This window comes from Trujillonella endophytica, from assembly GCF_900110555.1.
Lineage (GTDB): Bacteria > Actinomycetota > Actinomycetes > Mycobacteriales > Geodermatophilaceae > Trujillonella > Trujillonella endophytica.
The window spans coordinates 16,929-36,813 of the sequence record NZ_FOEE01000018.1; the positions used below are offsets into that span (position 1 = coordinate 16,929).

Sequence of the window (19,885 nt, forward strand, 5' to 3'; positions counted from 1 at the left end):
GCGGAATTGCTCCGGGGCAGAAGCGCGGAGTTGCCCCGCGCAGAAGCGCGGAATTGCTCCGGGGCAGAAGCGCGGAATTGCCCCGGGGCAGAAGCGCGGAATTGCCCGGGCGGGGGCCGGGGCGGCTACTTCAGCAGGCGGGCGACGCCGGTGGGTGCGTCGTCGGTCTCCTCGTCGGGGAGCACCTCCGCGCGGTCGGCCAGCCGGGACCGCCAGCACGGCGGGGCCGCCGCCAGCCACGCGGCGCCGGCGTCGGTGAGCCGGCCGTCGCTGCGCAGCGGGGCCCAGCCGCGCAGCACCCGCAGCGCCTCGGCCGTGGACACCAGCAGCGACGCCACCCCCCGCCGGCGGATCGCGGGCGCCACGGTGACGGCGTCGACGATCCCCGACCGGTTGAACCAGCGGACCTGCCCGACGCGGTCGGCCATCCGCAGCCCCGCGGCGGCGACCTCGCGGGGGGTGACCACCGACCCGGGGTGGAACGGGCCACCGGTGAAGGCCAGCAGCGAGGACGCCGGGATGTTGCTGGTCGCGTGGTGCAGCTCGGCGAACCACAGCGGGGGGCACAGGCCGGTCAGGTCCTCGGAGGACTCGATGCGGACGACGGCGCCGTCGGTGGCCCGGTAGCGGACGTCGACCAGCCAGCCGACCGGACGGCGCCCGCGCGACTCGATGGCGGTCATGTCCACGGGAGTGCCGTCGGCGAAGCGGTCGGAATTGACGGCGACCAGCGAGTGCTCCGCGGACGACGGTCCGCCGTCGGCGATCCGCGCCCACCACACCGCCTCCGGCGCCGCGACAGGCTCCACCGCCACCAGCCGCGGGCGGCGGGCCGGCGCCGGACGCCGCGCCGGCAGGGCGAGGAGGTGCGGGGCCTCGTCGTGAGCGGCGGCGGTGAGCATGGCGTCCTCCAGGTGCTGGGCCCGCCGGGGGCGGGGCGGTGCGGGTCGGCCGGGGGGCCGGTGATCACGAGTCTCGGGCGCGCGCTTGTGCGCTCCTTGTGGCCGACTGGTGGTCCGGCCGGTCGCCACCCGCCACCCTCCGTGAGCGCGTGTCCCGAGGGACAGGGGCGGCGGTCCCGGTCGGGCCGGGACGCGGTCGCCTCCGGCCGCGACACGCCGGGCCGGCGCCTGGGCGGGCCGGTGGTCGTCCCCTGATCCCCTCCGGGAGGGGGGCAGGGATACTGGGGGCGATGAGCGCTCCGCTGAACCTGGTCAACCTCGAGCGGGTGCACAAGGCCCACGGCACCACCGTGATCCTCGACGACGTCTCCCTGGGGGTCGCCGCCGGTGAACGGATCGGCGTGGTCGGGCGCAACGGCGGCGGCAAGAGCACGCTGCTGTCGCTGCTGACCGGCACCGACGAACCCGACTCCGGGCGGGTCACCCGCCGCGGCGACATGGCGATGGGGGTCCTCGACCAGTCCGGCACGCTGCCGGTGGGGACGACGGTGCGCGACGTCGTCCTCCCGCCGTCGACGTTCGCCGCCGAGCACGAGTGGGCCGGCGACCCCGCGGTCCGCTCCGTGCTGACCGGCCTGGAGCTCGACCGGCTCGGCCTCGACGCCCCGGTCGCCCCGATGTCCGGCGGCGAGCGGCGCCGGGTCGCCCTGGCCGCCCAGCTGATCCGGCCGCTGGACCTGCTGGTGCTCGACGAGCCGACCAACCACCTCGACGTCGAGGGCGTGGCCTGGCTCGCCGAGTACGTCAACCAGCGCGCCGGCGGCCTGGTCGTGGTGACCCACGACCGGTGGTTCCTCGACGAGGTCTGCACGACCACGTGGGAGGTCGCCGACGGGAACGTGCACGCCTACGACGGCGGCTACTCGGCGTACACGCTGGCCCGGGCGGAGCGCGCCCGGATCTCCTCGGTCACCGAGGAGCGGCGGCAGAACCTGGTCCGCAAGGAGCTCGCCTGGCTGCGCCGCGGCCCGCCGGCCCGGACCAGCAAGCCGAAGTTCCGGATCGAGGCGGCGCAGGCGCTGATCGCCGACGAGCCCCCGGCCCGCGACACGATGGCGCTCAAGGGCTTCGCCGCGCGCCGGCTCGGCAAGACCGTCTACGACGTCGAGGCCGTCGACTACGCCGTCCCCACCGAGGAGGGGCCCCGGACCCTGTTCCGCGACCTCACCTGGAACGTCGGGCCGGGCGACCGGATCGGCATCGTGGGCGTCAACGGCGCCGGCAAGACCTCGCTGCTCAAGCTGCTGGTGGGCGAGACGCGGCCCGACAGCGGCCGGATCGTGGTGGGGCAGACCGTCGCCCCGGCCTACCTGTCGCAGCACGTCACCGAGCTGCCCCCGCGCGCCCGGGTGCTGGAGGCGGTGCAGGACGTCGCGCGCATCGCCCGCATCGGCAACCAGGAGATCTCGGCCTCCACGCTCGCCGAGCGGTTCGGGTTCGCGGCCAACCGGCAGTGGACGCCGGTGGGGGACCTCTCCGGCGGGGAGCGCCGGCGGCTGCAGCTGCTGCGGCTGCTGATGGCCGAGCCCAACGTCCTGGTCCTCGACGAGCCGACCAACGACCTGGACATCGACACGCTGACCGCGCTGGAGGACCTGCTCGACAGCTTCCCCGGCACGGTGCTGGTGGTCAGCCACGACCGGTACTTCGTGGACCGGGTGTGCGACAAGGTCGTCGCGCTGCTCGGCGACGGGTCGCTGGCCGAGATGCCCGGCGGGGTCGACGAGTACCTGCGCCGCCGCGCGGCCGGGGGCGCTCCGCTGACCACGGCGGCGGGGGGCGACGGGACCCGACCGGTCGGTACCCCCTCGACCGCGGCCCCCGCGGTCTCCGCCGCCGAGGCCCGCGCGGCGAAGAAGGAGGCGAGCCGGCTGGAGCGGCGGATGCTCAAGCTGGACGCCGACGAGAAGGGGCTGCACGAGCAGCTCGCCGCCGCCGCGGCCGACTACGCGAAGGCCGCCGAGCTCGACGCCCGGCTCAAGGCCCTCCATGCGGAGAAGACCGAGGTCGAGGAGGCCTGGCTGGCCGCCTCGGAGCTCGCCGACGGCTAGCCGGGCCGGATCGCCGAGGGTCGCTGCCGTCGTGGGTGGCGGCGACCGATCAGGCGGTCGCGCCCCGGGGCCGGGCGCCGCCGCCCCGAGCGGCGCGGACCGCCCCGGTAGGCTGGGGGCACCGCCGGCCGTCGTCGACCGACGTTCTGTGGTCCCCGAGCCGCCAACGACTCCCGGGAGACCCGTGCTCGCACTGCTGTTCCTGCATCTCGTGGCCGCGCTGGTCGCGCCCGTGCTGGTCCGGTGGTGGGGACGGCAGGCGTTCGTCGCGCTCGCGCTCGTGCCCGCGGTCTCGTTCGGGTGGGTGCTGCTGCAGCTGGGCGCGGTGCTCGACGGCGACGAGGTCCGGGAGACCGTGTCGTGGATCCCGGCCCTGGACCTCCAGATCGCCCTGCGCCTGGACGCGCTGGCCCTGCTGTTCGCCGGGCTGGTCACCGGCGTCGGGGCGCTCGTGCTCCTCTACTGCGCCCGCTACTTCGGCCCCGACGACGAGGGCACGGGCCGCTTCGCCGGCAACCTCACCGCCTTCGCCGGGTCGATGCTCGGCCTCGTCGTCGCCGACGACCTGCTCCTGCTGTACGTGTTCTGGGAACTGACCACCGTCTTCTCGTTCCTGCTGATCGGCGGGTCCGGGCAGCGGCTGGCCGCTCGCCGTGCGGCCACGCAGGCGCTGATCCTCACCACCGCCGGCGGCCTCGCGATGCTCGTCGGGTTGATCATGATCGGCCAGGCCAGCGGCTCGTTCCTGCTCTCGGAGGTCGTCGCCGACCCGGGCAGCGGCGCGGTCGTGACCGCCGGCACGGTGCTGGTGCTGATGGGCGCGATCACCAAGTCGGCCATGGTGCCCTTCCACTTCTGGCTGCCCGCCGCCATGGAGGCGCCGACGCCGGTCAGCGCCTACCTGCACGCCGCGGCCATGGTGAAGGCCGGCATCTACCTCGTCGCCCGGCTCGCGCCCGGGTTCGCCGAGGTGCCCGGCTGGCGGCCGATCGTGCTCGGCCTGGGCCTGGCCACCATGCTCGTCGGCGGCTACCGCGCGCTGCGCCAGAGCGACCTGAAGCTGCTGCTGGCCTTCGGCACCGTGAGCCAGCTCGGCTTCCTGATGGTGCTCGTGGGCGCCGGCAGCCGGGAGCTCGCCACGGCGGGGCTGGCGATGACGGCCGCGCACGCCCTGTTCAAGTCCACGCTGTTCCTCACCGTCGGGGTGATCGACCACGCCACGGGCACCCGCGACCTGCGCAAGCTCTCGGGCCTCGGCCGGCGGCTGCCGGTCGTCGCCGGTGTCGCCGTCCTCGCCGGGGCGTCGATGGCCGGCCTGCCGCCGATGTTCGGCTTCGTCGGCAAGGAGGCGGCGTTCACCGCGCTGTGGGAGGGCGGCCTGCCGTCCCGCACCGCCGCGGCGTTCGAGCTGACCGGCCTGGTGCTGGGCTCGATCCTGACCGCCGCCTACACGTTCCGCTTCCTGTGGGGCGCCCTGGCCCGCAAGCCGGGGGTCGCCGACACCGTGCCGGCGCACCCGCCGGGCCCGCTGTTCCTCGCCGCCCCCGTCGTCCTGGCGCTCGCCGGCCTGCTGGCCGGCCCGGCCAGCGCGCTGCTCGCGCCGCTCGTCGCCGGCTACGCCGAGACGCTGCCCCTGCTCGCCCCCGAGTACGAGGAGCTGGCGCTCTGGCACGGGCTGCAGCCGGCGCTCGCGCTCTCGGCCGTCACGGTGCTCGGCGGTGGCCTCCTCTTCGCGGCCCGCAACGGCCTCAACCGGGTGCAGCGCCGGTTCGCCGTCGGCGCCTCGGCCGACGAGGGCTACTGGAACGTCATCCAGGGGCTGGACCGGCTGTCGGTGCTGGTCACCGGCACGACGCAGCGCGGCTCGCTGCCGGCCTACCTCGGCACGATCCTCGTCGTCGTCCTCGCGCTGCCCGGCACGCTGCTGCTCACCCGGGCGCCGTGGCCGGACGAGTGGCGGGCCTGGGACACCCCGGTGCAGGCGATGGTCGGCGTCGTCGTGGTCACGGCCGCGGCGCTCTCGCTGCGGGTCCGGCAGCGGCTGTCGGCCGTGCTCGTCGTCGGGGTCACCGGCTACGGCACCGCCGTGCTCTTCGCGCTCCAGGGGGCGCCGGACCTGGCGCTCACCCAGTTCCTCGTCGAGACCCTCACGCTCGTCGTCTTCGTCCTGGTGCTGCGCAAGCTGCCCAAGGACATCAGCGAGCGGCACCGCCCCCGGGAGCGCGCCGCCCGGGGCGTGATCGCGGTGGGAGTCGGCGCGTTCATGGCCGCGGTCGGCGCGGTGGCGCTGAGCACCCGCACCGCCACCCCGGTGTCGGCGGACTACCCCGAGGAGGCCTACGACTTCGGCGGCGGCAAGAACATCGTCAACGTGACGCTGGTGGACATCCGGGCCTGGGACACCCTGGGGGAGATCTCGCTGCTGGTCGTGGCGGCGACGGGCGTCGCCAGCCTGGTGTTCCTGCGGCGGCGGACCGGCGGCGTCGAGCGGGCCGACCGGTCCGAGCTCGCCGACGGCGGGCGCGGCGGCTGGCTGGCCGCCAGCGCCACCCTCGACCCGGCTCGGCGGTCGGTGGTGCTCGAGGTGATCACCCGGATCCTCTTCCACACCATCCTGGTGTTCTCGATCTACCTGCTGTTCTCCGGCCACAACGAGCCCGGTGGCGGGTTCGCCGGCGGGCTGGTCGCCGGGCTGGCGCTGGTGCTGCGGTACCTGGCCGGTGGGCGCTACGAGCTCGGCGAGGCCGCGCCGGTGGCTCCCGGTGTGCTGCTGGGCACCGGCCTGCTGTTCGCCGGCGGCACCGGGGTCGCGGGGCTGCTGCTGGGGGCCGAGGCCCTGCAGACGGCGATCCTCGAGTTCACGCTGCCCGTGCTCGGCGACGTCAAGCTCGTGACCTCGCTGTTCTTCGACATGGGGGTCTACCTGATCGTCGTCGGCCTGGTGCTGGACGTGCTGCGCAGCCTGGGCGCCGAGCTGGACCGGCAGGACGACGAGGACGACCCGATCGAGCTGAACGAGGGAGAGGTGGTCGTGCGATGACCCCGACCGTCGTGCTGCCGGTGATCATCGGCGGGCTCTACGCCGCCGGCGTGTACCTGCTGCTGGACCGCAGCCTCACGCGGGTGCTGCTGGGCTTCCTGCTGCTGGGCAACGCCACCAACCTGCTGCTGCTGTCCGCCGGCGGCCCCGCCGGGCTCGCGCCGATCCTGGGCGTGTCCGACCCCGAGGACATGAACGACCCGCTGCCCCAGGCCCTGATCCTCACGGCGATCGTCATCACCTTCGGCGTCTCGGCGTTCGTGCTGGCGATGATCCACCGCTCGTGGCGGCTGGTCCGCCAGGAGGTCGTCGGCACCGACGAGGAGGACCGCCGGGTCGCCGCCCGCAAGGGCACCGACGCCGACGAGCTGGACCCCGACGACCTGGCGCCGGGGGACCGGCCGGCCGGGCACGCCGACAGCCTGCACACGGTCGACGCCGACGAGGGCCCCGAGGACATCGCCGACGACATCGACCTGCCGGCGGGCGCCCGGTGAGCAGCGTGCTCATGCCGCTGCCGGTGCTGCTGCCGCTGCTCGGCGCGGCGGGTGCGCTGCTGCTGGCCCACCACCCCCGGGCGCAGCGGGCGCTGAGCCTGCTGGTGCTCACCGCCGTGCTCGCCGTGTCGGTGGCGCTGCTGGTCATGGCCGATGCGGACGGTCCCACCGCGGTCGCCGTCGGCGGCTGGCCCGTTCCGCTGGGCATCGTGCTGGTCGTCGACCGGCTGTCGGCGCTGATGCTGGTCGTCGCGTCGTCGGTGGCGCTGGGCGTGCTCCTGTTCGCCGTCGGCCAGGGAGCCGCCGACCGGGACGAGGACACCCCGCTGTCGATCTTCCACCCGACGTTCCTGGTCCTCGTCGCCGGAGTGAGCAACGCGTTCCTCGCCGGTGACCTGTTCAACCTCTACGTCGGCTTCGAGATCCTGCTGATGGCCAGCTACGTGCTGCTGACCCTCGGCGGCACCGCGCCCCGGATCCGCGGCGGCATCACCTACGTGATCGTCAGCCTGACCAGCTCGCTGATCTTCCTCGCCGCGATCGGGCTGGTCTACGCGGCGACCGGGACGGTCAACATGGCCGACCTGGCCGTGAAGCTGGCGGAGCTCCCCGAGGGCACGCAGGTGCTGCTGCAGTCGATGCTGCTCATCGCGTTCTGCATCAAGGCCGCGGTCTTCCCGCTGTCGGCCTGGCTGCCCGACAGCTACCCGACGGCGCCCGCCCCCGTCACCGCCGTGTTCGCGGGGCTGCTGACCAAGGTCGGCGTCTACGCGATCATCCGCACCCAGACGCTGCTGTTCCCGGGCGGCGCGCTCGACGACCTGCTCATGTGGGCGGCCCTGGCCACGATGGTCGTCGGCATCCTCGGCGCGGTCGCCCAGACCGACCTGCGCCGGCTGCTGTCGTTCACCCTGGTCAGCCACATCGGCTACATGGTGTTCGGCATCGCCCTGGGGACGACGGCGGGGCTGGCCGGCGCGATCTTCTACGTCGCCCACCACATCGCCATCCAGACCACGCTGTTCCTCGTCGCGGGCCTGATCGAGCGGCAGGGCGGGACGACGTCGATCGACCGGCTCGGCGGCCTGGCCCGCCGCTCGCCGCTGCTGGCGGTGCTCTTCTTCGTGCCGGCGATGAACCTCGCCGGCATCCCGCCGCTGTCGGGATTCATCGGCAAGCTGGGGCTGCTGCAGGCCGGCGTCGCCGAGGGCAGCGCGGCGGCCTACGCGCTGGTGGGCGGTGGCGTGGTGACCAGTCTGCTGACGCTCATCGCCATCGCGCGCGTGTGGACCCGCGCCTTCTGGCGGCCGCCGACGCAGTCGCCGGCCGACGACACGGCGGCCGCCGCCGCGGCGGACGCCGGCCCGACCGGCCCCGCGTCCGGCGAGGAGGACGCGCTCGTGGGCGCCGGTGGGGAGGCCGGCGCCGACGGAGGCGCCGCGGACGGGCGGCGGACCGCGCGCGCGGCCGCCTGGCGCCGGCACACCCGGGTCGCGACCGCCGCCGACCCGGACCTGGCCCCGGCCGACGGCGCGGTGCAGGCCCTGCGGCCGCTGCCGGGGTCGATGGTCGCTGCGACCGCCGGGCTGGTGGCGGTCACGGTGGCGCTGACCTTCGTCGCCGGCGGCCTGTACGGGCTGGCCGACGGCGCAGCCCGCGACCTGGTCGAGCGGACGCCCTACATCGAGGCGGTCTTCGACGCCCCGGCGGCGGAGGAGACCCGGTGACCGGGCCGGCCACGCCCTCCCGGCTGCGCACCCAGCTGCCGCTGCTGGTGTGGCTCGTGCTGGTCTGGATGCTGCTGTGGGGCACGCTGTCGTGGGCGAACCTCGTGTCCGGGGCGGCCGTGGCGCTGCTGGTGACCCTGCTGCTGCCGCTGCCGAGCACCACCGGTGGCACGCGGGTCCGGCTGGTCGGGTTGCTGGACTTCGCCGGTCACTTCCTGCTGGACCTGTTCGTCTCGGGCGCGCAGGTGGCCTGGCTGGCCCTGCGGCCGGGCCTGCGGCACTCCGCGATCGTCCGGGTGCAGCTGCGCACCAACTCCGACCTCGTGCTGACGATGGTCGCCGAGGCGCTGTCCCTGGTGCCCGGCTCCCTGGTCCTGGACCTGGACCGGGAGGAGCGGAGCATCGCCGTCCACCTCCTGCACGTGCGCGACCGCGACCACGTGGAGCAGGAGCGGGCCGACGTGCTCGTCGTCGAGGCGCGGCTGATCCGGGCGTTCGGCTCCGCGGAGGACCGCGAGGCCCTGGAGCGCGACCTCGCCGAGCGGGGTCGCCGCGTGGAGGGGACGGTCCCGTGACGGTGGTGTCGTACGTGCTCTACGGGCTGATCGGCGGTGGGGCGCTGCTGGCACTCGTCCGGCTGGCGATGGGCCCGTCGCTGCTGGACCGGGTCGTGGCCACCGACACGCTGCTGGTCATCATCTCCGCCGGACTGGCGGTGTACGCGGCCCTCGAGCGCGACCCGACCGTCGTCCCGGTGCTGGTGGTGGTGTCGCTGCTGGCCTTCGTGGGGTCGGTGTCCATCGCCCGGTACGTGGGCGGCATGCTCCGCGGCTCGGTCACCGGCGACGGCAGCGACCTGGGGCTGCCCGTGGCGGCCGAGGAGCGGGAGGCGCGCGGGTGAGCGCCGTCCTGGACGTCGTGTCGATGACCTGCCTCGTGGCAGGCGCGTTCCTCTGCCTGACCGCGGGGCTGGGGCTGGTGCGCTTCCCGGACGTGCTGTCCCGGATGCACGCGGGCACCAAGCCGCAGGTGCTGGGCGTGCTGCTGGTCATGGTGGGTGCCGCGCTGCGGCTGCAGGGCTGGTCGAACGCCTGGATGCTGCTGCTCGTCGCGGCCTTCCAGATGCTCACCGCACCCGTGAGCGCGCACATGATCAGCCGGGTCGCCTACCGCCGCCGCCACGTGCGCCGGGACCTGCTGCTGGTCGACGAGTTCGGCGCCGCGCCGGCCGGGGACCGGCTGTACGTCGGCGACGAGCCCGGCGACGCGCCGCCGGAGGAGCCGGAGATCGCGATCGCCGAGCACGTCGTCGACGACCGGGGCCCGGGGGACGGCGCCCCGCGCCGCTGACCACCGGGGACGGCGCCTCGGCGCGGCCCGGCCCGGCCCGGCCCCGGTCAGCTCAGCTGGCCGAGCCAGAACGGCAGACCCTGGTCGTCCCGGCACGAGGCGGAGAGCCCGTAGGACTGCCGCTCGACGTCGCCGGCCTCGCCACCGGCCGCGCGCACCGCGGCGACGGCGGCCTCGATGTCGGCGACGGCGTACATCGGGACCATGCCGAGCTCCGTCGCCCCGCCGCCGATGCCGACCATGGGCGTGCGGCCCTCCACCTGCCAGCCGTCGGGAACGCGGCCCGGGACGGCGGTCCATCCGAGGACTGCCCCGTAGAAGTCCAGCGCCCGCCGGCCGTCGGGGACGTTGAGCGTGAGATAGACGGCGTCGCCGGGCTCCGGGGCCTGCTCGGCGGCGGCCGGGGCCGACTGCACGATCCACCGGTGCCCGTAGGGGTCGACGAGCCGCCCGCCGCGGCCGTAGGGCTCGTCGGTGGCGGGCCGCTCGATCGTCGCCCCGGCCCGCTCGGCGCGGCCCATGACGGCGTCGACGTCGGGGACGGCGAGGTGCAGCGAGACCGGCGGCTTGGCGGTCCCCGGCGCCTCCAGGCCGTACTCCGGATACGGATCGGCCAGGTAGAGGGTGGCGCCGGCGATCTCCAGCTCCGCGTGGCCGACGCGGTCGCCGTCGGGGTACGGGCCGTCGACGGTGCGGGCGCCGAAGGCCTCGGCGTACCAGGCGATGGCGCCGCGGGCGTCGCGGACCACGAGGTACGGGCTGATCGCGGGCATGGGGGTCCTCCTCGGTTCGGCGGGAACGGGCGGACGCTGCTGGAGCAGCAGCTCTCGGCGGAGCCGGTCGCGCAGCGCGGCGGCGAAGGCCGGGTCGGGGGCGACCGGAGGGGTCGGGCCGGCCAGGGACCGGAACGGCCGGTCGGGATCGGCGGCGGTCACGGGGCACCCCCTCCGGTGGACTCGTAGGCGCGGCGGAAGGCGGTCCGGGCACGCACCAGGAGCGCCTCCGTCGCATGCACCGTGCGTCCCAGCAGAGCCGCGACGCGGGGCACGGGCAGGTCGTCGACGTACCGCAGGGTGAGCGCCGCCCGATGCTGCGGGGCGAGCGCGTCGAGCACCTGCTGCGAGCGCAGGGCGTCGAGCTCGGCGTCCCAGGGGTCCTCGACCTCGTCCGTGCCGTGCAGCAGGCGCAGGCCGCGCTCCTCGCGCTCGAGCCGGCGCCAGTGATCGACGAGCTTGTGCCGGGCGGTGCCGATGAGCCACGCGACGGTGGTGGGCGCGCCCCCGGCGGCCTCGGCGCGGACGGCGGCCAGGAAGGTCTCGCCGGTGAGGTCCTCCGCGACCGCGCGGGAGCGGCAGCGGGCCAGCAGGTAGCCGTAGACCTCGGGGAGCGCGCGGTCGTAGAGCGACAGCAGCCCGGGATCGGGCGGTGGTCCCACCGCGCGCGTTCCCGGGCTGCTCATGTCCTCTCGTCGTCCGGGGGCGCCGGCTTCCGACGCCCCCGCACGAGATTTCCTACCGCTGGGCCCGGTTGACCGCCGAGACGACCGCCCGCAGCGAGGCCGTCACGATGTTGGGGTCGACCCCGACGCCCCACAGGACGCGCTCGCCGACGGCGCACTCGACGTACGCGGCAGCGCTGGCGTCACCGCCGGAGGACAGCGCGTGCTCGGTGTAGTCGAGCACCCGCACGTCGACGTCCAGGCTCCGCAGCGCGTCGACGAACGCCGCGATCGGCCCGTTGCCCCGGCCCTCGACGGTGGTCGGGACGCCGCCGTCGACCAGCTCGACGACCATCTCGTCCAGCTGGCCGTCGCCGTGCGCGGTGTGCCGGTGGCCGGTGAGGGAGAACCGGCCCCAGGGTGCCGTCGGGTCGGGCAGGTACTCGCTGCTGAAGGCCGCCCACATCTGCTGGGCGGTCACCTCGCCGCCCTCGTCGTCGGTGTGCCGCTGGATGACCGCGCTGAACTCGATCTGCAGCCGGCGCGGCAGGTCCAGGTGGTTCTCGGTCTTCATGATGTAGGCGACGCCGCCCTTGCCGGACTGGCTGTTCACCCGGATGACGGCCTCGTAGCTGCGGCCGACGTCCTTGGGGTCGATCGGCAGGTACGGAACCGCCCAGGGCATCTCCTCGACCGGCTTGCCCGCGGCGGCGGCGTCGGCCTCCAGGGCCTTGAAGCCCTTGTTGATCGCGTCCTGGTGGGAGCCGGAGAAGGCGGTGTAGACCAGGTCGCCGCCGTAGGGGTGCCGCTCGTGCACGCCCAGCTGGTTGCAGTACTCGACGGTGCGGCGGATGTCGTCGATGTCGGAGAAATCGATCTGCGGGTCGATGCCCTGGCTGAACAGGTTCAGGCCCAGCGTGACCAGGTCGACGTTGCCGGTGCGCTCGCCGTTGCCGAACAGGCAGCCCTCGATGCGGTCGGCGCCGGCGCGGTACCCCAGCTCCGCGGCGGCGACGGCGGTGCCCCGGTCGTTGTGCGGGTGCAGGCTCAGGACGACGGCGTCGCGGCGCCCCAGGTTGCGGTGCATCCACTCGATCTGGTCGGCGTAGACCGTGGGCTCGGCCATCTCGACGGTGGCCGGCAGGTTGAGGATGGTCGGGTGCTCGACGGTGGGCTCCCACACGTCGGTCACGGCGTTGCAGACCTCGACGGCGAACTCCAGCTCGGTGCCGGTGAAGGACTCCGGGGAGTACTCGAAGTGGATCTCGGTGTCGCGCATCTGCTCGGCCAGCTTGCGGACCAGCCGCGCCCCGTGGACGGCGATGTCGACGATGCCGGCGCGGTCGGAGCCGAACACGACCCGGCGCTGCAGCGTGCTGGTGGAGTTGTAGAGGTGGACGATCGCCTGCTTGGCCCCGCGCAACGACTCGTAGGTGCGTTCGATCAGCTCGTCCCGGGCCTGGGTCAGGACCTGGATGGTGACGTCGTCGGGTACCAGGTCGTCCTCGATCAGCTGGCGGACGAAGTCGAAGTCGGTCTGGCTGGCGGCAGGGAAGCCGACCTCGATCTCCTTGTAGCCCATCCGGACCAGCAGCTCGAACATGCGGCGCTTGCGGTCGGGGGTCATCGGGTCGATCAGGGCCTGGTTGCCGTCGCGCAGGTCGACGGCGCACCAGCGGGGGGCCACGGTGGTGACCGTCTCCGGCCAGGTGCGGTCGGGCAGCGGGATCGGCGTGAAGGGCGCGTAGCGGCCGATGCGCATGGGCGAGGCCTGCTGCGGACGGCGGACGTGCGGGTGGGTCTCGGGCAGCTGCTTCTGGGACATGGTGGGACTCCTCGGGCGCGGGCTGGACTCAGCTCCGTGGGGCGGTCAGCAGGCGCCGGGAACGCGCTCGGTCACGGCGGGACACCGCGGCGAGGGGGCCGACCTAGGAGAGGGCCTCGCCGCGGCGGGTAAGCAGGAGGCTGCCGCGCACGCACCCACCGTAGCAGCGGCTCAGCCGAGGTCGCAGCGACACGGGCAGTCGCCGGTGTGGAACGGCCGGGTCCCGTCGTCGCCCTCCGCGCACTCCGGGGGGCACTCGCAGCCGAAGTCCGGCAGCGGGGGGAGCTCGCCCGCGTCGCGCCGGCGCTCCCACGCGGCCCGTTCCGCCCGCCGTGCCGCGTCGCGCCGGGCCGCAAGACGGGCGGCGGGGGAGTCGCCCGGCTGCGGGAGGAGGTGGTCGTCCGGCATGCCCCGGCGGTCACGCTCGGCGTCCCGGAAGCGGCGGGCGCGGTCGAACGTGTACGACGGCTGCGCCCGGCTGTAGCGCTCGGGCCCGTGCCACCAGCCCTCGTCGGAGTGCCGGGTGTCGAGGTGGGCCGGGAAGCGGCGGCCGTTCCGGTCCCGGACCGCGCCCTCGGCCATGGCCTGGATCTCCGCGCCCGCGGCGTCGAGCAGCGCGAGCCGCAGCCCCGCCAGTTCCGCGGCCCGTACCAGGACGCGGGCATCGATACCGCCCCGGCCGGTCTCGGCCGCGGCGAGGGTGGACTTGGGTACGCCGATCCCTGCGGCCAACTCCCGCTGCGACAGGTCGGCGAGCCGGCGGATGCGGCGCAGCAGACCCGCCACGAGGTGTTCCTCCACGGGGGCAGCGTCGCGTTGCGGCGGGCGCTCGGGCGCTCGCGCTGTCCATCTGGGGACGGTCGTGCTCTGCCCACAGGGCCGGGCACAGCACAAGCGCGCAAGGAGGTATGCGGCGGGCGGTCGCTTTGTGCTCTGCCCACGGGGCTGGGCAGAGCACGAGCGTGCGGGGTGGTGCATGGCGGGGTGGTCGCTTTGTGCTCTGCCCGCGGGGCTGGGCAGAGCACGAGCGTGCGGGGGCGATGCGGGGCCGGGGAGAGGCGCCGGCGCCCGCCTCGCGCCGCGCCCGCTCAGAAGCTCCCGCGCCGGCGGAGCCTCAGCGGGCGGCCGTCGGGGTCGTCGATCAGGCGGTAGACCGGCGTGGCCCACAGCCGCGTGATCCGCGACAGCTTCTCGGGCCGGTGCCGGCGCAGCCGGCCGCGGGGGCGCGGGCCCTCCCGGCCCCCGGCGTGCCAGGCGTCGAGCGCGTCCGCCGAGGCCTCCAGGGTCGCCACGAACGCCGCCGGGTCGATCAGGCCGGCGTCCTCGGCCCCGCCGGGGTCGCGGTCGGTGTGCTCGCGGGCCAGCCGCAGGCGCAGGTCCCGGGCGAACACCCGAGCGCCGTCGCCGACGCCCGTGGGGTCGAGAGGTTCGCGCTGGTCGCGGGTGGTGTCCAGCACGGCGCTGGAGAGCTCGCTGTCGTGCGTCCACGACCGGCGGTTGAAGTTGTCGCTGCCCACGCTGGCCCACACGTCGTCGACCACGCAGACCTTGGCGTGCACGTACACCGGCGTGCCCTCGTGGTTCTCCACGTCGAACACGTGCACCCGGTCCGGTCCCGCCGACCGGCACAGCTCCAGCGCTTGCCACCGGCCGACGTACTGCGGGCGCTCGGCGATCGCACCGTCCTGGTCGGGCACCCGGGGCACGACGACGACCAGGTGCAGGTCCGGGTACTTCCGCAGCGCATCGGCGAACAGCTGGGCGACCTCGGCCGACCACATGTACTGGTCCTCGAGGTAGATCAGCCGCCGCGCGCGCTCGATGGCCTTGGTGTACCCCCGGGCCACCGACCGCTCGCCCTCCGGGGCGAACCGGTACCGGGGCCGGATCGCCGGATAGGTCCGCAGGTTCTGCACGAACATCGGCCCGCACGGTGGCGGCGGTGGCAGCTGCGGCGGTAGCCGGTCGGCCGTCATGCGACCGCGGCTGAACCGGTCGATGACGTGCGCGATCGGGTTCCCCGCGTCGGGGTCGGTCGGGTCGCCCCACCGCTCGCGGAACACGGTGTCCACGGCCGCGACGGCCGGACCGCGGATCTCCAGCTGCACGTCGTGCCACGGCGGGGTCGGGCCGTACGCCTCGGCCATCGCCAGCGCCTGCGGGTCGCCGCGGTGCTCCGCGTCGTCGCGGCGGCTGTGGCACAGGTCGATGCCGCCGACGAAGGCCACGTCCTGGGTGGCGTCCTGGTCGTGCCGGAGGACGACGAGCTTCTGGTGGTGGCTGCCGCCCCGCCGGACCCGCTGGTCGAGCACGACCACGCCGCCGCCGTCCTCCACCTCCCGGTCCAGCGCCCGGTTCTCCGCGGCGCTGAACGACATCCAGTCCACGTGCGAGCGCCACACCAGCCCTCGCACGAGCACGCCCCGGCGGACCGCCTCGGTGAACAGCTGCGCCACGGTCGGCCCGCCGGGGCGCAGCTCCTCGTCCGGATCACCCCGCCAGTCGGTGAAGAAGAGGTGGTCGCCCTCGTCGAGTCGTTCCACCGCCTCCACCAGCCGGTCGAAGTACTCCGACCCGTGCACCAGCGGGATGCACAGGTTGCCCGCGGTCCAGCGCGGGAGGTCGGTCGACGGGTTGCCCCGTTCCTCGGCAGTCAGCAGCCAGCGCTGCGGGTCCTCGCCGGTCAGGTCGTGCTCGGGGTCGCCCACGCAGGTGATCACAACCCGCCCTCTCCGGGGACGCAACCACGGGCCCCGCGCAGACGTCGGTAGCCTGTGGACCCGTGGCCCTCGTCGTCCAGAAGTACGGCGGCTCGTCCGTCGCCTCCGCCGCGCACATGAAGCGCGTCGCCGAGCGGATCGTGGCCGCCAAGAAAGCGGGCGACGACGTCGTCGTGGTGGTCTCCGCGATGGGGGACAGCACCGACGAACTGCTCGACCAGGCGGCCCAGATCACCGACGACCCGCCCGGTCGCGAGCTGGACATGCTGCTCACCGCGGGTGAGCGCATCTCGATGGCGCTGCTGGCCATCGCCATCAGCACCCACGGCTACGAGGCGCGGTCGTTCACCGGGTCGCAGGCCGGCGTGATCACCACCAGCAGCCACGGCAGGGCGCGGATCATCGACGTCACGCCCGGCCGCCTGCGCTCGGCCCTCGACGAGGGCTCGATCGTGATCGTCGCCGGCTTCCAGGGCGTCAGCCAGGACACCAAGGACGTCACGACGCTGGGCCGCGGCGGGTCCGACACCACCGCCGTCGCCGTCGCGGCCGCGCTCGAGGCCGACGTCTGCGAGATCTACACCGACGTGGACGGCGTCTTCACGGCCGACCCCCGCATCGTCCCCAACGCCCGGCGGCTCGACACCGTCACCTACGAGGAGATGCTGGAGCTGGCCGCCTCGGGCGCCAAGGTCCTCATGCTCCGCTGCGTCGAGTACGCCCGCCGGTACGGCATCCCGGTGCACGTGCGCAGCTCCTACTCACAGCTCCCCGGCACGATCGTGACCGGCTCGATGGAGGACCCCAGCGTGGAACAGGCGATCATCACCGGCGTCGCGCACGACCGCAGCGAGGGCAAGATCACCGTCTACGGGGTCCCCGACCGGCCGGGCGAGGCCGCGCAGCTCTTCCGCGTGCTCGCCGACGCCGAGATCAACATCGACATGATCGTGCAGAACGTGTCGGCCGAGGCGAGCAAGCTGGCCGACATCTCCTTCACGCTGCCCAAGAGCGACGGGCCGGCGGCCATTGCGGCCCTGGAGCAGGTCAAGCACACCGTCGGCTACACCGACGTCCGCTTCGACCAGCACATCGGCAAGGTCAGCCTGGTCGGCGCCGGCATGCGCTCGCACCCGGGCGTCTCGGCGCGGTTCTTCGGCGCGCTGGCCGACGCCGGGGTCAACCTCGAACTGATCAGCACCTCGGAGATCCGCATCTCCGTGGTCTGCCGGGACACCGACGTCGACATCGCCGTCCGCGCGGTGCACGACGCCTTCGACCTGGGTACCGACGAGGCCCAGGCCGTGGTCTACGGAGGGACCGGACGATGACCGCTCAGCTGCGCCCCCTGCACATCGGGATCGTCGGCGCGACCGGCCAGGTCGGCGCGGCCATGCGCTCGATCCTCGCCGAGCGCGACCTGCCGATCGCCTCCATCCGGTTCTTCGCCTCCGCCCGCTCGGCCGGGAGTACGCTGCCCTGGGGCGACGGCGAGATCACCGTCGAGGACGCCGCCACCGCCGACCCGGCCGGGCTCGACGTGGCCCTGTTCTCCGCGGGCGCCACCACGTCGCGCGCGCAGGCCCCCCGCTTCGCCGCCGCCGGCGTGATCGTGATCGACAACAGCTCGGCGTTCCGCCGTGACCCGGAGATCCCGCTGGTCTGCAGCGAGGTGAACCCCGGCGACATCGCGAAGGCGGCCGGGCGGATCATCGCCAACCCCAACTGCACCACGATGGCCGCGATGCCGGTGCTCAAGCCGCTGCACGACGAGGCCGGCCTGGTCCGCATCGTCGCGAGCACCTACCAGGCGGTCTCCGGGTCGGGCATCGCCGGCGTGCAGGAGCTCCACTCGCAGGTCCGGGCCGTCGTCGACAAGGCCGACGAGCTGGCCTACGACGGGTCGGCGGTGACCTTCCCCGAGCCGCAGAAGTACGTGCGCCCCATCGCCTTCAACGTGCTGCCCATGGCCGGCAGCGTCGTCGACGACGGCACCTTCGAGACCGACGAGGAGCAGAAGCTCCGCAACGAGAGCCGCAAGATCCTCGGGATCCCGGACCTGCGCGTCTCGGGCACCTGCGTGCGGGTGCCGGTCTTCACGGGCCACTCCCTGTCGCTGAACCTGGAGTTCGAGCGGCCGATCAGCGTCGAGCGGGCCACCGAGCTGCTGGCCGCCGCGCCCGGGGTCGAGCTGTCCGACGTCCCCAACCCGCTGCAGGCGGCCGGGCGCGACCCGAGCTACGTCGGCCGGATCCGGCAGGACCCGGGCGTCGACGGCGGCCGCGGCCTGGCGCTGTTCGTGAGCAACGACAACCTCCGCAAGGGTGCCGCGCTCAACACCATCCAGATCGCCGAGCTGATCGCTGCCTCTCGCGGTTGATCATCGGCGGGTGGCTGTCCGACACGCCGTCGGGGGCAGCCACCCGCCGATGATCAACGAGGTGTGGGCTTCAGGTGATGCGTCAGGGCTGCACGTGGCGCAGCGCGAAGTCCAGCGCGAGCTCGACCTGGCGGATCGTCTCCTCGATCACCAGCGAGCCGTGCCCGGCGTCGAACCGGTACACCTCGTGCGCCTTGCCCAGCCGCTCCAGCTCGCCCAAGTAGTTCTCGATCTGCCGGATCGGGCACCGCGGGTCGTTCGCCCCCGCGACGACGAGCACAGGGGCGCTCACGGCCTCCACGTACGTGAGGGGGGAGGAGCGGACGTAGACGTCGCGCACCTCGTCCGGTGAGCCGCCGAACAGGGCCCGGTCGTACGCGCGCAGGCCCTCCATCTCGTCCTCGTAGGCGGCCAGGTAGTCGGCCACCGGCACCTCGGCGATGCCCGCCGCCCACCGCTCCGGCTGCGTGCCCAGGGCGAGCAGCGTGAGGAAGCCACCCCAGGAGCCGCCCGTGATCAGCGCGCGGGCGGGATCGAGCAGCCCCTCGGCGACGAGCGCGTCGTAGACGGCCGCGACGTCCTCCAGCTCGGTCGGCCCCGGGCGGCCGGTGAGCGCGTCGCGCCAGGCGCTGCCGTACCCGGTGGACCCGCGGTAGTTCACGTGCACGACGGCGTACCCGGCGTCGACGTAGGCCGCCCGGCGGGCCCGGTAGGAGTCGTCGTCGGCGGCCTCGGGGCCACCGTGCACGAGGAACGCCGTGGCGTACGGCGGCGGGCCGGCCGGGCGGACCAGCAGCGCGTGCACGTCGCCCCCCGGGCCGGGGATCCAGCGGTCCTCCACGGGGTACGCCTCCGGTGGCGCCTCGCCGGGCGCGGCCAGCACCACCGGCCCGTCGGCGCGGCGGATCACCGGGGGCAGCGCCGCCGAGGACCAGGCCAGCTCCACGGTGCCGTCGGGCCGCGCCGTCGCGCCGCGGACGACGCCGCGCGGGGTGTCCAGCTGCTCCAGCGTGCCGGTGGCCAGGTCGTAGCGGTACAGCTCGCTGCGGGCGGCGTGGTCGTGCCCGACCAGCAGCGCGCTGCCGTCGGGGTACCAGCCGGCGGTCACGTCACCGGGCAGGTCGAGCCCGATCTCGGTCTCGGTGTCGGTGCCCACGTCCCAGACCAGCAGTTCCTCGCGGCCGCGACGCTCGTGGCCGACCAGCAGCCGCCGGTCGCCGGAGAGGGGCGCGAACTCCAGCGCGTGCAGGCCGCGGCCCTCGCCGTCCCACTTCTCGGCCACGACGGCGGGCGCCTCGAGGGTGGTGTCGGCGGTCCGCAGCACCCGCAGGGCGGGGTAGCGGGGGTCGCCGTGCTCGGAGTGGGAGATCACCAGCAGGTCCTCGTCGTGGGTGAGCGCGTCCACCGACGCCGGGTCGGGGTGCCGGTAGACCACCCGCGCGGGGCCGCCGGTCGGCGCCAGCCACAGCTCGCTGCCGTCGTCCGTGGAGCGGCCCACCGCCACGGTCCCGTGCCCGATCTCCAGGCCGGCCGGGTAGGCGGGGCCGACATCGGGCAGCGCGACCCGGTCCTCGCCGCCGGCGAAGGGCTGCACCATCCACACGCCGAACTCGTCGCCGTCGGTGTCGGCGAACCACCAGATGGTCTCGCCGTCGGGGGAGAGCGTGGCGATCATCGTGCCGTTGGCCCGGTCGGTGACCTGCCGGTGGACGCCGGTGGTGCGGTCCCACGCGTACTGCTCGACAACGCCGCTGACGTCGGAGGAGTACAGGTTGCGGTGCGGGGCCTCCAGGGCCCAGTCCGGCAGGCTGACCCGCGGGGCGCGGAACCGGGCCTGCCAGCGGGCGGTGACCTCCGGGGGGAGGGTGGGAGACGTCGGGGAGGCAGTCACCCGG

At 74.4% G+C, this 19,885-nt stretch carries 16 protein-coding genes; 9 read left to right on the forward strand and 7 right to left on the reverse strand.

The window, feature by feature from the left end; all coding sequences use genetic code 11:
• Positions 1-125: 125 nt before the first annotated feature.
• Positions 126-902: a hypothetical protein gene (locus BMY88_RS20820; protein ID WP_091948409.1), complete on the reverse strand. Its 777-nt coding sequence runs from the start codon at positions 900-902 to the stop codon at positions 126-128.
• A 290-nt stretch (positions 903-1,192) separates the two neighbouring features.
• Here BMY88_RS20820 and BMY88_RS20825 point away from each other — a divergent pair, with 290 nt between their 5' ends.
• From BMY88_RS20825 to mnhG, 7 genes are all read left to right on the forward strand, one after another.
• Positions 1,193-3,013, forward strand: a complete 1,821-nt coding sequence (locus tag BMY88_RS20825) for an ABC-F family ATP-binding cassette domain-containing protein (protein WP_091948411.1) — start codon at positions 1,193-1,195, stop codon at positions 3,011-3,013.
• Positions 3,014-3,197: 184 nt separating this feature from the next.
• Complete coding sequence (locus tag BMY88_RS20830; protein ID WP_091948413.1) at positions 3,198-6,053, forward strand: Na+/H+ antiporter subunit A; 2,856 nt, start codon at positions 3,198-3,200, stop codon at positions 6,051-6,053.
• Complete coding sequence (locus BMY88_RS20835) at positions 6,050-6,550, forward strand: Na(+)/H(+) antiporter subunit C (RefSeq protein ID WP_091948416.1); 501 nt, start codon at positions 6,050-6,052, stop codon at positions 6,548-6,550. The genes BMY88_RS20830 and BMY88_RS20835 overlap by 4 nt, the downstream gene beginning before the upstream one ends.
• Entirely contained in the window at positions 6,547-8,277 is a 1,731-nt protein-coding gene (locus BMY88_RS20840; RefSeq protein ID WP_211435762.1) for a Na+/H+ antiporter subunit D, read from the forward strand. Before BMY88_RS20835 ends, BMY88_RS20840 begins: the two co-directional genes overlap by 4 nt.
• On the forward strand, positions 8,274-8,852 hold the full coding sequence (locus tag BMY88_RS20845) for a Na+/H+ antiporter subunit E (protein WP_091948419.1): 579 nt from the start codon (positions 8,274-8,276) through the stop codon (positions 8,850-8,852). Before BMY88_RS20840 ends, BMY88_RS20845 begins: the two co-directional genes overlap by 4 nt.
• The gene (locus tag BMY88_RS20850; protein WP_091948422.1) at positions 8,849-9,178 is read left to right on the forward strand and encodes an MrpF/PhaF family protein; all 330 of its coding nucleotides are present in this window, start codon (positions 8,849-8,851) and stop codon (positions 9,176-9,178) included. The genes BMY88_RS20845 and BMY88_RS20850 overlap by 4 nt, the downstream gene beginning before the upstream one ends.
• A complete protein-coding gene (gene mnhG, locus BMY88_RS20855; protein WP_091948426.1) occupies positions 9,175-9,627 on the forward strand; it encodes a monovalent cation/H(+) antiporter subunit G in 453 nt (150 codons plus the stop codon). The genes BMY88_RS20850 and mnhG overlap by 4 nt, the downstream gene beginning before the upstream one ends.
• A gap of 47 nt (positions 9,628-9,674) precedes the next feature.
• Here the strand turns inward: mnhG and BMY88_RS23975 are convergent, their stop codons facing one another.
• The 5 genes from BMY88_RS23975 to BMY88_RS20880 form a co-directional block, all read right to left on the reverse strand.
• Complete coding sequence (locus BMY88_RS23975; protein ID WP_091948429.1) at positions 9,675-10,562, reverse strand: VOC family protein; 888 nt, start codon at positions 10,560-10,562, stop codon at positions 9,675-9,677.
• Positions 10,559-11,086, reverse strand: coding sequence for an RNA polymerase sigma factor (locus BMY88_RS20865; protein WP_091948432.1), 528 nt, complete (start codon positions 11,084-11,086; stop codon positions 10,559-10,561). Before BMY88_RS20865 ends, BMY88_RS23975 begins: the two co-directional genes overlap by 4 nt.
• Before the next feature lie 52 nt (positions 11,087-11,138).
• Positions 11,139-12,890: a 2-isopropylmalate synthase gene (gene leuA, locus BMY88_RS20870; protein ID WP_091948435.1), complete on the reverse strand. Its 1,752-nt coding sequence runs from the start codon at positions 12,888-12,890 to the stop codon at positions 11,139-11,141.
• Between the two features lie 171 nt (positions 12,891-13,061).
• Positions 13,062-13,691, reverse strand: coding sequence for a helix-turn-helix domain-containing protein (locus BMY88_RS20875; protein ID WP_170861218.1), 630 nt, complete (start codon positions 13,689-13,691; stop codon positions 13,062-13,064).
• 287 nt (positions 13,692-13,978) lie between these two features.
• On the reverse strand, positions 13,979-15,598 hold the full coding sequence (locus BMY88_RS20880; RefSeq protein WP_244524826.1) for a phospholipase D family protein: 1,620 nt from the start codon (positions 15,596-15,598) through the stop codon (positions 13,979-13,981).
• Between the two features lie 74 nt (positions 15,599-15,672).
• On the opposite strand from BMY88_RS20880, the gene BMY88_RS20885 reads away from it, so the two are divergent.
• The gene (locus BMY88_RS20885) at positions 15,673-16,941 is read left to right on the forward strand and encodes an aspartate kinase (RefSeq protein ID WP_091948441.1); all 1,269 of its coding nucleotides are present in this window, start codon (positions 15,673-15,675) and stop codon (positions 16,939-16,941) included.
• Positions 16,938-17,990 (forward strand): aspartate-semialdehyde dehydrogenase, encoded by a 1,053-nt coding sequence (locus BMY88_RS20890; RefSeq protein WP_091948443.1) that lies wholly within the window; start codon positions 16,938-16,940, stop codon positions 17,988-17,990. Before BMY88_RS20885 ends, BMY88_RS20890 begins: the two co-directional genes overlap by 4 nt.
• Before the next feature lie 82 nt (positions 17,991-18,072).
• Here the strand turns inward: BMY88_RS20890 and BMY88_RS20895 are convergent, their stop codons facing one another.
• On the reverse strand, positions 18,073-19,881 hold the full coding sequence (locus BMY88_RS20895) for a S9 family peptidase (protein WP_091948446.1): 1,809 nt from the start codon (positions 19,879-19,881) through the stop codon (positions 18,073-18,075).
• Positions 19,882-19,885 lie beyond the last annotated feature (4 nt).